The 12,371-nt window shown below is 66.0% G+C and carries 12 protein-coding genes; 4 read left to right on the top strand and 8 right to left on the bottom strand.

All coding sequences use genetic code 11. From position 1 onward, the window contains the following. Positions 1 to 67: 67 nt before the first annotated feature. The 3 genes from ACQR1H_RS32110 to ribB all read right to left on the bottom strand — a co-directional run bounded on the left by ACQR1H_RS32110 (position 68) and on the right by ribB (position 3,545). On the bottom strand, positions 68 to 982 hold the full coding sequence (locus ACQR1H_RS32110) for an MBL fold metallo-hydrolase (RefSeq protein WP_434908735.1): 915 nt from the start codon (positions 980 to 982) through the stop codon (positions 68 to 70). Between the two features lie 207 nt (positions 983 to 1,189). Then, the gene (locus ACQR1H_RS32115) at positions 1,190 to 2,404 is read right to left on the bottom strand and encodes an acyl-CoA dehydrogenase (RefSeq protein WP_315802297.1); all 1,215 of its coding nucleotides are present in this window, start codon (positions 2,402 to 2,404) and stop codon (positions 1,190 to 1,192) included. 64 nt (positions 2,405 to 2,468) lie between these two features. Beyond that, a complete protein-coding gene (gene ribB, locus ACQR1H_RS32120; RefSeq protein ID WP_315740903.1) occupies positions 2,469 to 3,545 on the bottom strand; it encodes a 3,4-dihydroxy-2-butanone-4-phosphate synthase in 1,077 nt (358 codons plus the stop codon). A 175-nt stretch (positions 3,546 to 3,720) separates the two neighbouring features. Here ribB and ACQR1H_RS32125 point away from each other — a divergent pair, with 175 nt between their 5' ends. Further along, positions 3,721 to 4,959 carry a PLP-dependent aminotransferase family protein gene (locus ACQR1H_RS32125; RefSeq protein ID WP_434908736.1) on the top strand — a complete coding sequence of 413 codons (1,239 nt, stop codon included), beginning with the start codon at positions 3,721 to 3,723 and terminating at the stop codon, positions 4,957 to 4,959. 12 nt (positions 4,960 to 4,971) lie between these two features. Here the strand turns inward: ACQR1H_RS32125 and ACQR1H_RS32130 are convergent, their stop codons facing one another. Beyond that, entirely contained in the window at positions 4,972 to 6,252 is a 1,281-nt protein-coding gene (locus ACQR1H_RS32130) for an amidohydrolase family protein (RefSeq protein ID WP_434908737.1), read from the bottom strand. Between the two features lie 175 nt (positions 6,253 to 6,427). On the opposite strand from ACQR1H_RS32130, the gene ACQR1H_RS32135 reads away from it, so the two are divergent. Both ACQR1H_RS32135 and ACQR1H_RS32140 read left to right on the top strand, forming a co-directional pair. Next, positions 6,428 to 6,874 (top strand): hypothetical protein, encoded by a 447-nt coding sequence (locus ACQR1H_RS32135; RefSeq protein WP_315802293.1) that lies wholly within the window; start codon positions 6,428 to 6,430, stop codon positions 6,872 to 6,874. A 144-nt stretch (positions 6,875 to 7,018) separates the two neighbouring features. Beyond that, entirely contained in the window at positions 7,019 to 7,246 is a 228-nt protein-coding gene (locus ACQR1H_RS32140; protein ID WP_315802292.1) for a hypothetical protein, read from the top strand. 91 nt (positions 7,247 to 7,337) lie between these two features. Here the strand turns inward: ACQR1H_RS32140 and ACQR1H_RS32145 are convergent, their stop codons facing one another. The 3 genes from ACQR1H_RS32145 to ACQR1H_RS32155 all read right to left on the bottom strand — a co-directional run bounded on the left by ACQR1H_RS32145 (position 7,338) and on the right by ACQR1H_RS32155 (position 9,971). After that, positions 7,338 to 8,150 (bottom strand): aldo/keto reductase, encoded by an 813-nt coding sequence (locus ACQR1H_RS32145; RefSeq protein ID WP_434908744.1) that lies wholly within the window; start codon positions 8,148 to 8,150, stop codon positions 7,338 to 7,340. Positions 8,151 to 8,352: 202 nt separating this feature from the next. Further along, positions 8,353 to 8,772, bottom strand: coding sequence for a hypothetical protein (locus ACQR1H_RS32150; protein WP_316178335.1), 420 nt, complete (start codon positions 8,770 to 8,772; stop codon positions 8,353 to 8,355). A gap of 317 nt (positions 8,773 to 9,089) precedes the next feature. Continuing rightward, positions 9,090 to 9,971 carry an aldose 1-epimerase family protein gene (locus ACQR1H_RS32155; RefSeq protein WP_434908738.1) on the bottom strand — a complete coding sequence of 294 codons (882 nt, stop codon included), beginning with the start codon at positions 9,969 to 9,971 and terminating at the stop codon, positions 9,090 to 9,092. A 330-nt stretch (positions 9,972 to 10,301) separates the two neighbouring features. Here ACQR1H_RS32155 and ACQR1H_RS32160 point away from each other — a divergent pair, with 330 nt between their 5' ends. Beyond that, a complete protein-coding gene (locus ACQR1H_RS32160; RefSeq protein WP_434908739.1) occupies positions 10,302 to 11,498 on the top strand; it encodes an amidohydrolase family protein in 1,197 nt (398 codons plus the stop codon). Positions 11,499 to 11,854: 356 nt separating this feature from the next. Here ACQR1H_RS32160 and ACQR1H_RS32165 read toward each other — a convergent pair whose 3' ends face one another. Continuing rightward, positions 11,855 to 12,370, bottom strand: a complete 516-nt coding sequence (locus ACQR1H_RS32165; protein ID WP_316178332.1) for a MarR family winged helix-turn-helix transcriptional regulator — start codon at positions 12,368 to 12,370, stop codon at positions 11,855 to 11,857. Position 12,371 lies beyond the last annotated feature (1 nt).

Here is a 12,371-nt window from a genome sequence, read left to right on the forward strand (position 1 = left end):
GAATAGGGAATGAAATCGGTCCCCGCTCGCGCTCTTGCCCTGCTTGCTATTCGCTCCTCCCTGTTCGCTATACCAGCCGATACGTCCCGCCGATCACCGGATCGCCTTCCGTCGCGACCACGCCGCGGGCGACGAGGTCTTCCAGATGCGCCAGCACGGAATAGCCGGCCGCCGTGGTGAGCCGCGGATCGATGCCGATATAGATCGCGCGCACCATGGTCGGGATGTCGGCCTCGCCCTTGGCGAGGCGATGCAGGATCGAGGCTTCGCGCGCCTGGCGATGGCGCATCAGGAAGCGCGTGTAGCGCGGTCCCTCCGGAATTTCCGGTCCGTGGCCTGAGAAATACAGCTCCTCGGGCCGCGCGGCGAGCCGCTCCAGCGAAGCCATGTAGTCGACCATCGAACCGTCGGGCGGCGCCACGATCGAGGTGGCCCAGCCCATCACGTGATCGCCGACGAAGGTGGTGCTACGCGCGCCCCAGGCGAAGGCGAGATGGTTGGCGGTATGACCGGGTGTCGCCAGCGCCTCGAGCTGCCAGCCCTGCCCCTCGATCACGTCACCATCGACAACGGTGACATCGGGCGCGAAGTCCCGATCGACGCCGGATTCCGGGCTGTGCTTCTCGCTCTCGTAGCGCGGCCGCGACGCGCGATGCGGGCCCTCGGCATAGACGGTGGCGCCGGTCGCGGCCTTGAGCCGGCCGGTGTTCGGCGAGTGATCGCGGTGGGTGTGCGTCACCAGGATGTGCGTGACGGTCTCGCCTCTGACGGCATCGAGCAGCGCCTGCGCATGGGCCTCGTTGTCCGGACCCGGATCGATGATCGCGACGTTACCGGTGCCCACGATGTAGCTGACGGTACCGGTGAAGGTGAACGGGCTCGGATTGTTGCAGAGGACGCGGCGAATGCCCGGACGCACCTCCTCGACGACTCCAGCTGCAAGCGGGAAGTTGCGGTTGAATGGGACGTCTTCCTCGACCATCTGCTGCCCTTAACTCTGCGCGGGCGCTTGAATGGCCCGCTTCCTCCGGCGTCATGCCCCGCGCAGGCGGGGCATCCGGTACGCCCTGGCGTATCGGCTGATCACTCTCGTCTCGGCATACTGGATCGTCCGCTTGCGCGGACGATGACAGTTGAGGACTCAGGGCCCGTCCCCAAGATCGACCAGGCGAATTAGAAGAACGCCTGACTAGAAGAACGCCTGGATGCCGGTGATGGCGCGGCCGAGGATCAGCGCGTGGACGTCGTGCGTGCCCTCGTAGGTATTGACCGTCTCGAGGTTGGCGACGTGGCGCATCACCTGATACTCGATCGAAATGCCGTTGCCGCCGTGCATGTCGCGCGCGACGCGGGCGATGTCGAGCGCCTTGCCGCAATTGTTGCGCTTGACGATCGAGATCATCTCCGGGGCCATCTTGCCCTCGTCCATCAGCCGGCCGACGCGCAAGCTTGCCTGCAGGCCAAGCGCGATCTCCGTCTCCATGTCCGCAAGCTTCTTCTGCACCAGTTGCGTGGCGGCCAGCGGACGGCCGAACTGCTTGCGGTCGAGCGTGTACTGGCGGGCGCGATGCATGCAGTCCTCGGCGGCGCCGAGCACGCCCCAGGAGATGCCGTAGCGGGCGCGATTGAGGCAGCCGAACGGCCCTTTCAGGCCGGACACGTTGGGCAGCAGCGCGCTCTCCGGCACCACCACGCCGTCCATCACGACCTCGCCGGTGATCGAGGCACGCAACGAGAGCTTGCCGCCGATCTTCGGCGCCGACAGGCCCTTCATGCCCTTCTCGAGGATGAAGCCACGGATCTGGTTGTCATGCGCGGCCGACTTCGCCCACACCACGAACACGTCGGCGATCGGCGCGTTCGAGATCCACATCTTGCTGCCGGTCAGGCGGTAGCCGTCGGCGACCTTCTCGGCGCGGGTCTTCATGCCGGCCGGATCGGAGCCGGCATCCGGCTCGGTGAGGCCGAAACAGCCGACCCATTCGCCGCTGGCGAGCTTCGGCAGGTACTTCTTGCGCTGGCTCTCGTCGCCATAGGCGTAGATCGGATACATCACCAGCGAGGACTGCACCGAGTTCATCGAGCGGTAGCCGGAATCGACGCGCTCGATCTCGCGTGCCACGAGGCCATAGGCGACGTAGCTCGCATTGGCGCAGCCATATTCCTCCGGCAAGGTGATGCCGATCAGGCCGAGCTCGCCCATCTCGTTGAAGATCTCGCGATCGGTCTTCTCGTCGAGATAGGCCTTGGTCACGCGCGGCAGCAGCTTGTCCTGGGCATAGGCGCGCGCGGTGTCACGCACCATGCGCTCGTCCTCGGTCAACTGCTCGTCCAGCAGGAAGGGATCGTCCCACTGGAAGCTCGACTGGGCCGGCTTGTCCTTTGCCTGAGGGCGCGCGCTCATGAATGGTCCTTTCGCGTCTCGCTGCGCACGGGTCGCAGCAGTCTAGAGGTTAAATCCTGGAAGTTCAGCCTTCAAGCCGCTCGTTGGCGACGATCTCGATGCCGAAACCCGACAGGCCCTTGTAGTCATGCGCTGACGACGTCAGGTTCCGGATCGAGGTCACGCCGAGATCACGCAGGATCTGCGCACCGACGCCGACCTCGCGCCACTGCCGATGGCGATCGGCCTCCGCGGTATGCGGCTCTTCGACCGGCTCGACGGGAACGCCGGCCGCGCCGTCGCGCAGATAGATCAGCACGCCGCGACCGGCCTGCTTGAAGTGCTGCAGCACCGCCTGGATACGCTGCGGGCCCGCGATCAGATCCTTCACGATGTTGGGCTTGTGCAGCCGCGTCAGCACGTTCTTGCCGTCGCCGATGCCGTTGTAGACGAACGCGGCGTGGGTGATCGGATCGAACGGCGAGCGGTAGGCGAAGCCCTGCAGCGGCCCGATCGGGCTGTCGGTCGTGAAAGTCGATACCCGCTCGATCAGCTTCTCGCGCGCCTGCCGGTAGGAGATGAGATCGGCGATGGTGACATGCTTGAGATTGTGGGCCGCGGCGAAACGAACGACCTGCTCGCCCTTCATGACCGTGCCGTCATCGTTCATCAACTCAGAGATGACGCCGACCGGCGGCAGCCCCGCGAGCTTGCAGAGATCGACCGCCGCCTCGGTGTGGCCGGAGCGCAGCAGCACGCCGCCGTCACGCGCGATCAACGGGAAGATATGGCCGGGGCGCGCGAAATCAGCGGCACCGGCATTCGGGTTGGCGAGCGCACGACAGCAGGAGGCGCGCTCTTCGGCCGAGATTCCGGTGCCACCGTCCGGCTTGTAGTCGATCGAAACGGTGAAGGCCGTGGTGTGGTTGGAATCATTGTGCGCGACCATCGGGTCGAGCCGCAGCCGCCGCGCGTCGTCGGCGGTGATCGGCGCGCAGACGATGCCGGAGGTATGGCGAATGATGAACGCCATCTTGTCGGGCGTGCAGAGCGAGGCGGCGACGATGAGATCGCCCTCGCCCTCGCGGTCGTCGTCATCGGTCACGACGACCATCTCGCCCTTGGCGAAGGCGTACAGAACTTCCTGGATCGAGTCGGCCATTGCAAGTCTCGCTGCTTTTCCGGGCTGCTTTAGCCGGGATCGCAGGCGCGCGCCAGAGCGGCGGAACCGCCGCTCGAAGGTCGCCTTCCCCGGGAAAAGGACCTGCCCTGCCAGGACAAGCGCCCTGGTATCTGTTTAAAGTCGCCTCAAATCGAGAACAAGGGAGCCGCGCCTCATGGCCGCATTCGATTTTGCACCCCTCCTCAGCCCCGGCCTGCCCGCACCCGCCGCGCGCTGGACGGGACTCGCAAAATACAGCTTCGTCGGCGGCAACAACGACGCCGATGCCGTGCCCGTGGAGGGCTTGCGCGCGGCCGCCGACGCCGTGCTCGCCCGCGAGGGACGCGCGCTCGCCACCTACGGCCTCGCGCACGGGCCTCAAGGCTACCGACCGCTGCGGGACTTTCTTGCCGCCAAGCTGACGCGGGACGCGGGCATGTCGGCGCGCGCCGACGACATCATGATCCTGTCCGGCTCGCTGCAGGGCCTCGACCTCGTCAACCAGGCGCTGCTCACGCGCGGCGACACCGTGCTGGTCGAACAGGACAATTACCAGGGCACGCTGACGCGGCTGGCACGACTGGGCGTCAAGGTCATCGGCATCCCGCTCGACCAGGACGGCATGCGAACCGATGCGCTGGCGACGGTGCTGGCCGATCTCAAGGACCGCGGCATCCGGCCGAAATACATCTATACCATTCCGACGGTGCAGAATCCGACCGGCACCATCATGCCGGAAAGCCGCCGTGCCGAGCTGCTGTGGCTGTCGCGCGCCTATGGCGTGCCGGTGTTCGAGGACGACTGCTACGCCGACCTGATCTGGGACGGCAAGCGGCCCCGCGCGATCCACGGCATGTCCGATCATGGCGGCGTGATCCACCTCGGCTCGTTCTCGAAATCGGTCGCGCCCGCGCTACGGGTCGGCTTCCTGGTCGCCCCCTGGGAGATCATGTCGGTGCTGCTGTCCCTCAAGACAGATGCCGGCTCGGGCGCGCTGGAACAGATGGTGCTTGCGGAATATTGCAGACCGCATTTCGCGACCCACGTGCCGCAGTTGGTGCGGGGCCTGCGCGCCAAGCTGGACACCCTGATCGAGGCGCTCAACGCGGAGTTCGGCACCGCCGCCGAGTTCGCGCCGCCCAAGGGCGGGATCTTCCTCTGGGTCAAGCTGCCGGACCAGGTTGACGCGATGAAGCTGTCACAGGCAGCGCTCAAACGCGGCGTCTCGATCAATCCGGGACCGGAATGGTCCACCGACGCCGCGCATGCGCGGAGCCGCCTGCGGCTGTGCTTCGCCAGCCCCTCGCATCAGGAGATCCGCGAGGGCATCGCAGTGCTCGCCGACGTCTGCCGGGAGGAGTTCGGCGTGCCGCTCCGCTCGTCCAATGTGGAGCGGACGCGCGCGATCGAGTGATTTGCGCGCCGCTCACCGCACCGAAAAGGGCGACTGATAGGGCCGCCCGAACGGCACGCCATTGATCACCGTCTGCACCGGCTTGAGCTGCAGCTTGCCGTCGCGCTTGTTGCCGCGGGTATCGACGAAGCTGACGGGACCCTCGACCAGGTCCATGATTGCAACGTCGGCCGGCGCGCCGACCTGCAAAGTGCCGATCTTCGGCGCACGGTTGATGATCTTGGCCGGCACAGAGGTGGCCATGTTCACCACCTGCTCCAACGAAAATCCCATCGCGATGAATTTCGCCATCACGTTGGGCAGGAACGGCATGCCCGGACTGTTGCCGGAGAACACATGGATGTCGGAGGAGATCGTGTCCGGGCCGCAGCCGCCGGGGATTGCGACTTCGGCCACGGTGAAATCGAAGCTGCCGCCGCCGTGGCCGACATCGAACAGCACGCCGCGCTGCTTGGCGGCGAGCGCCGCGGGCAGCAGCTTGCCGTCCTGGACGATGTTGGTGAAGGCGCCGCCCATATTCGGCGCGCCGGAATAGGCATGGGTCAGGATGTCGCCGGGGCGCAGCAGGTCCAGGATCTGTGACATCAGCTCGCCGGTCTCGACGCCACCGATATGCACCATCATCCGCGCCGGCCAGCCGCACAGCTCGCAGGCCTTGATGGCACGCTTCAGCGGCTCGATCCCGTGCTTGAAGATCACGTTCTCCGACATCCGCACCTTGACCCCGAGCAGGAAGTCCGGGTTCTCCGCCAGCGCCATGGCGCAGGCGTCGACCTGCGCGTTGTCGATGTTGTAGAGCTCGGCCACCGGGAACGCCGACAGGCCGTTGTTGGCGATGTGGACGAAGGCGTAGATGCGTGCCCGCGACTGGGCGGTGATGAAGCGGCGCAGCGCCGCCAGATTGTTCACACCGGCGTCGCCGGCCGAGACGACCGTCGTGGTGCCCTGGAATTGCACCAGTTCGTCCGGGGGAATCCCGATCGCCGAACCATAGGGGTAGACGTGACTGTGGAGATCGATCAGGCCCGGCGTCACCAGCCGGCCGTTGGCGTCGATCGACCGCAGCGCCCGCTCGGCCGGTATCTCGGGCTCGACCGCTTCGACGACGCCCCAGCGGATCCCGATGTCGCGCCTGCCTCGGAGCGACTGGCTGGGATCGATCACGTCGCCGCCCTTGATCACCAGATCGAACTTGTCGGCCGGCCCCATCGCGGCGCCGGCGGGACCCGATAGCGCGGCCATGGCGGCCGCTCCGGACGACAGCAGGAATTTGCGGCGCGACAGCGCAGACATGGTCAGCCTCCCCACGCTTGTTTGTAGTTGCGGGGAGCATGCGCCTTGTCCCCCTCGCCATCAAGGCCGGCCCGGAAAGAATGAGACTTTGTGCCAACGATCTCGGCGCAGGTCTGTCGTTGCGCCGTTGACGCAGTGCATTAAGATGTCACGGCAGTCATCCCCGCGAGACCGCATGATTTCGATCTCCCGCCCTCTCATCGCAATCGTCCTCTGCGCATCATCAGCGTCTGCCGCCCGGGCCGACGACACCGTCGAGGTCGCCCGGACCTGGGGCCTGATCGGAACCTGGGCCGCCGACTGCAGCGCACCGCCGGTCAAGGGCCGCGGCGCCATCATCTCCTACGAAGTCACTGACGATCGTCACCTGATCTATCGTCGTGACCACGATCCGTCCGACGTCAACCAGGTGGCGAGCGCACGCGTCGAGGCGGACCAGACGCTGGTGCTCTCGATCGTGCTGCCCAAAGCGCGCCAGACGCGAGAGAACGGGATCACCCGGACCGCCGACGGCAACATCCGCTCCGTGTTCAATCGCGGCGAGGACGACAGCTACACCATTCGTGACGGCCGCTTCGTTGCCAACGGCAAGCCGACGCCAGCGCTCAGGAAATGCGACTGACGCGGCGGGCTCGAGGGGGCGCCGCGATTCGCCCGCGAGCTTGAAGACCAAATCTGAACGTGCATTCAGCAACTTCGTGGAAGTTCCTGCGGAACGTTCTTTCACACTTCAAGTTGATCCCGCACTTTCATTCTGGAGGACAACATGAAGAAAATCGCTCTCGCACTCGCTTCCCTGGCGGTCGTCGCGCTCGCGGCACCGTCGATCGCCAATGCCGAGACCGTGGTCATCAAGCGTGGCGGCCATCACTACCACCACGGCTGGGATCGGTCCCGCGCCGAATACCGCATGCATCGTGAGTACCGGCCTCACCGTTATGTCCGGCCCTTCCACCGCCATCACGATCGCACCGTGATCATCCGGCGCGACTGATCTGCAACTTCGACACAGCAATGGCCCCGCAAGGGGCCATTTTCTGTGGCGTTCGTTCTGACGCCCGTTCTTGCAGGGCTTCGCGTGGTCGTCAGCGGTCCCAGTCCGGCGCAAAGGCCGGATTGACGAAGCGCTTGTCCTTCGGGAGGGACGCGATGGTGGCGCGATCCTCATCGTCGAGTTGAAGCTTCATCGCATCCCAGTTCGCACGCTGACTTTCCGGGCGCGCTGCCTTGGGGATCGCCGCCACCCCATCCTGGTCCAACAGCCATTTCAGCGCGACCTGGGCGGCGCTGGCGCCATGCTTCCTGCCGATGGCCCCAAGCGTCTCGTCGGCGGCGGCCCGTCCCTGCGCCAGCGGGCAATAGGCCACCAGGGGAATCGAGCGGCCCGCCATGTAGGCCATCAGCTTCGACTGGTCGAGCATCACATGATATTCGACCTGATTGCAGGCGACAGGTACCTCGACGTCCTCCACCGCCTGCTTCAGAAGCGCGACGGTGAAGTTTGCGACGCCGATCGCGCGCGTGCGCCCCTCCTCCTTCAGCTTCAGCAGCGTCTCCAGGGCGGCGGGCAGGTTCATCCCCTTGGCCGGCCAGTGGATGAGATAGAGATCGACGAACTCCAGCCGGAGCTTCTTGAGGCTCGTGTCGAAGGCACGGCGGATCGCATCCGGCGCGAGGTTCTCCGGCCAGACCTTGGTGGTGACATGCAATTCGGCGCGCGGCAGATTGGTCGCCGCAAGTGCAGCACCGATCGCGTCCTCGTTGGCGTACATCTCGGCGGTGTCGACGTGGCGGTACCCGAGCGCAAGCGCGCTCTCGACGGCCTCGCGGCAGACGGTGCCCTGCATGCGAAAGGTGCCGAGCCCGAGCTTGGGCAGGCGGATACCCTGGGTGTCGATGGCGTTTCATGAAATCTCCTGGAATCGCGCGAGCCGCTCGCCAGCGAGCGCCGGCGGCAGCCTCGAAACATCAAGACCTTGGCGGGAAGTGCTCAGCTTGCCTTCGCTCCGCTTGCGAGTTCAAGCAAGCCGGCATCCACCTCGATCAAGATGTCGGGAGCGAAGTTCCTGGACGCAACAGGCGCGCGGGTAGACCCGCCGATCAGCGCCAGTTGCAGATGCCGCCGCTGCCAGGCCGGCACGGCCAGGTCTGAATGCGCGTATCCATCGCCTGCGCGTCGAGCGGATTGCCGCGCCGATGGACGAGCTTGGTGCGGGCGGCGCCGCGGGGCCGCTCGGCCGTCCTCGTACCATGAGGCCGCCGGGTGGCGACGGCGCGCGGGATTCCGGAACTGACGTCGGGGTCAACAGCAGAACGGACGGCGACCGCAGGTCGATCTGTTTTGGCTTCGATGGGCACGGGTTCGAAATGCGCCTCGGGGCCGAGCGGCTCCGGCGACAACACGGCCTTCGACAAATCGAGCTTGAGGAAGTCACCCGGCTGATAGGCCCCTGCCACAGCATCGGTCGCTGCGAGCAACACGGCGCATGTAATCGCGCCGACAACAGCTCTCAACACCATCCCATCCTCCCGTTCCCCCGCGTAACGCCACTTACGCGCGCCCCTGCCATGAGATCTCCGCGCGCCCGCTGACGGCAAAGGCGCACGGCTGCAAGAACCGGCTGCGAGCGCCTGAGTTCGCGCCACGCATCATGTTCGATGATCGACCGTTATCAGTTCGGAGAAAGCGCCCGCCAACCGCCGGTCGTTCGACGCATCATAGCCAAAGTTCCGCGCTCGTCTCTCATGTAGGTCACGGCGCCGTCATTTCCAGGCCCAAAACTGCTGATCACGGTTACCGCTGTGCACGCAAACGGGCGCTCGCGAGATAAGTCATACTAATTCGAGGAATCGATTCTGATGCGGCAGCGTAGCCTCTCGGCGACGCCCGGCGCGATATGCATGACGCCGGGCTTGGCCGCGAACTCGCCGTCGAAATTGAGCGGACTAGCGAAACCGCGCCACGGCTCGATGCACAGGAACGGCACGCCGCCGGGCTTCGACCAGATTCCAAGCTGACGAAAATTATCCCAGGCTAACTCAAGCGCCGGTCCCCTGGTTCCGACGAGGCGAACCGAACGGCTGGCCGGCGGATCGAGGATCACGGCATCATCGTCGAACAGGCGTTCGCTCAACGGGAGAACGCGCCCCTCGATCGGTGAGGGCTCCGGCCGCTCGCGCAGCAAACCGCCGGTCAGACGGCGGATCGGCGCCAGCTCAGGCTCTGCAAAAATCAGCCGATAGCTCTCCTTCGGCTGGCCGGGGAGCAGCGGCCAGTTGAAGGCGGGATGGCCGCCGAACGAGGCGGGCAGCATCTCCGCACCGGGGTTGGCGATCTCGACCGCCACGTCCAGCGCGTCAACGGCGATCCGGTAGCTCACCGTGAGACGGAAGGCGAACGGATAGCGCACCCGCGTCGTCTCGTCGTCGGTCAGTTGCAACACGCACGACTCGGCCCCGCGCTCCAGCCAGGTGAAACGCAGGTCGCGGGCGAAGCCGTGCTGGGTCATCGGATAGGTCTGGCCGCGGTGGTGGAGCTGGTCATTCTTGAGTCGGCCGACGATTGGAAACAGCCATGGCGCATGGCGCGGCCAGGCGCCTCCGGCCTGCCAGAGCAACTCCAGGCCCCCGGCCGTCTTCAGCGAGCACAGCTCGGCGCCATCAGCCTTGACCGAGGCGGTGATGCCGCCCGCGCCGATCGTGTGAAGGTCGTCGCTCATCTGCCGTCACCCTCGTCGCAAAGAGATCACACGAGGTGATGCCGGATCGCGGCAGCAACGTCCAGGGTGCGGTTCATCACCAGCGCGGAGACCACCGCCACAAGCACAGGGGACGGGGATGTCGAACACGCGGCCGAAGCCGAGGATATCGCCGCGTTCATAGGGCCCGCGCGGTGTCCGAAGGGTAGGCAACCTGCGCCGAATCTTCGTGCAGGGCGCCGCTTGCCGGACATGATCATTCGTGTACGAATGACCGAAACCGGCTTGATGCTGCGCCGCGTGCAGGCGCAAACTGCCGCAAATGCTTTGCCAGAAGAGAAGGATATCCCGATGGCCCATGACGCGCCGCAAGCAATCGGTCCCAGCAAGCTGGTCATCCGCAACATCGGCCTCTTGCTGTCCGGCGCCCTGGAACGGCCCATCCTGGATGCCGACACGATCGTCGCCGAGAACGGCAAGATCACGGGAATCGGCCGCTTCAAGGACGTCGACACCGAAGGCGCGACGACCATCGTCGATGCCCATGGCACGACGGTGGCGCCAGGCCTGATCGACAGCCACGTCCACCCGGTCGCCGGTGACTGGACGCCGCGGCAGAACCAGAGCAACTGGATCGATTCCTATCTGCATGGCGGCGTCACGACGATGATTTCCGCCGGCGAGGTGCACATGCCGGGCCGGCCGCGCGACGTCGTCGGCCTGAAGGCGATGGCGATCTTCGCGCAGCGCGCGTTCTGGACGCTCCGCCCCGGCGGCGTGAAGGTGCATGCCGGCGCGCCGGTCATCGAATGCGAGATGGTCGAGGACGATTTCAAGGAGCTCGCGGCGGCCGGCGTCAAGCTGCTCGGCGAGGTCGGCCTCGGCGGCGTCAAGGACGGCCCGACCGCGCGCAAGATGGTCGGCTGGGCGCGCAAATACGGCATTCAGAGCACCATTCACACCGGCGGTCCGTCGATCCCCGGCTCCGGCCTGATCGACAAGGACGTCGTGCTGGAGGCCGGCACCGACGTCATCGGACACATCAATGGCGGCCACACCGCCCTGCCCGACGATCAGATCCGCTGCATCTGCGAGGGCTGCAAGGCGGGGCTCGAGCTGGTGCACAACGGCAACGAGCGCTCGGCGCTGTTCACCCTGCGCACCGCGCGCGAGATGAACGAGCTCAACCGCGTGATCCTCGGCACTGACGCGCCGGCCGGCTCGGGCGTGCAGCCGCTCGGCATCCTCCGCATGGTCTCACTCTTGTCCTCGCTCGGCGACGTCCCGGCGGAGATCGCGTTCTGCTTCGCCACCGGCAATACCGCGCGGATGCGCGAGCTGGATTGCGGCCTGATCGAAGTCGGCCGCTCCGCCGACTTCGTCATCATGGACAAGGCGCAGCACTCGCCGGCCAAGACCCTGCTCGACAGCGTCCAGCTCGGCGACCTCCCCGGCATCGGGATGACCATCATCGACGGCATCGTCCGCACCCAGCGCAGCCGCAACACGCCGCCGGCGACGAAAATTCCGGAGATCGTGGCGAAGTAGTTGCCACAAGCTTCGTCATTGCGAGCGCAGTGCTCGTGAATGCGCCCTCTCCCCTTGCGGGAGAGGGCATGCAGGACGGAGCAGAAATCTCGGTCGGGTGAGGGGTATCTCTCCGCGAGTCTCGCTCGCCGAGAGATACCCCTCACCCAATCGCGAATGTGGATGGACCGGAGATGCCCTCTCCCACAAGGGGAGAGGGTGCTGTATCGGGCTGCGCTCATAGCGACTGAGCAAACAAGTAGGGTGGGCAAAGCGACGCCGCCAGGCGGCGCGTGCCCATCATGTGCAGATGCGCTCTCGGTGAGAATGGTGGGCACGCTTCGCTTTGCCCACCCTACGCGGGCGGTTTGCAACAGCTATTTCAGCCGGCTCAGCAGCGACAGCAAGCTCTCGCGCTCTCTCGCATCCAGCGGCGCCAAGGTCTCCTTGGAGATCGCGAGCGCCAGCGGCGCGGTCTTCTCCGCGAGCTGCTGACCCGCGCGGGTCAGGCTCACCAGTAGCCGGCGGCCATCCTGCGGATCCGAGCTGGTCTCGGTGAGACCGCGTGCGGTCAGCCGGTCGATCACGCCCTTGATCGTCGCGACGTCCATCGCCGTGAACCGTCCCAGCTGGTTCTGCGAGCACGGTCCGGTCTCGACCAACTTCGACATGGCCGCCCATTGCGTCGGCGTCAGGTTGCTGCCGATGTCGCGGGCGAAGATCATGGTGTGGCGCTGCCAGACCTGGCGCAGGATGAAGCCGATCTGATCGTCGAGCACGTAGTTTGATTTCGCCGCCTTGGCCGTGGCCTTCGCAGCGGGCTTTGCCTGCGGCCTCGGCGCAGTCTTCGTCGTGGCTTTCGCCGATCGCTTCGGCGGGGGACTCTTGGCCATA

This window comes from Bradyrhizobium sp. HKCCYLRH2015 (genome assembly GCF_051168215.1).
Lineage (GTDB): Bacteria > Pseudomonadota > Alphaproteobacteria > Rhizobiales > Xanthobacteraceae > Bradyrhizobium.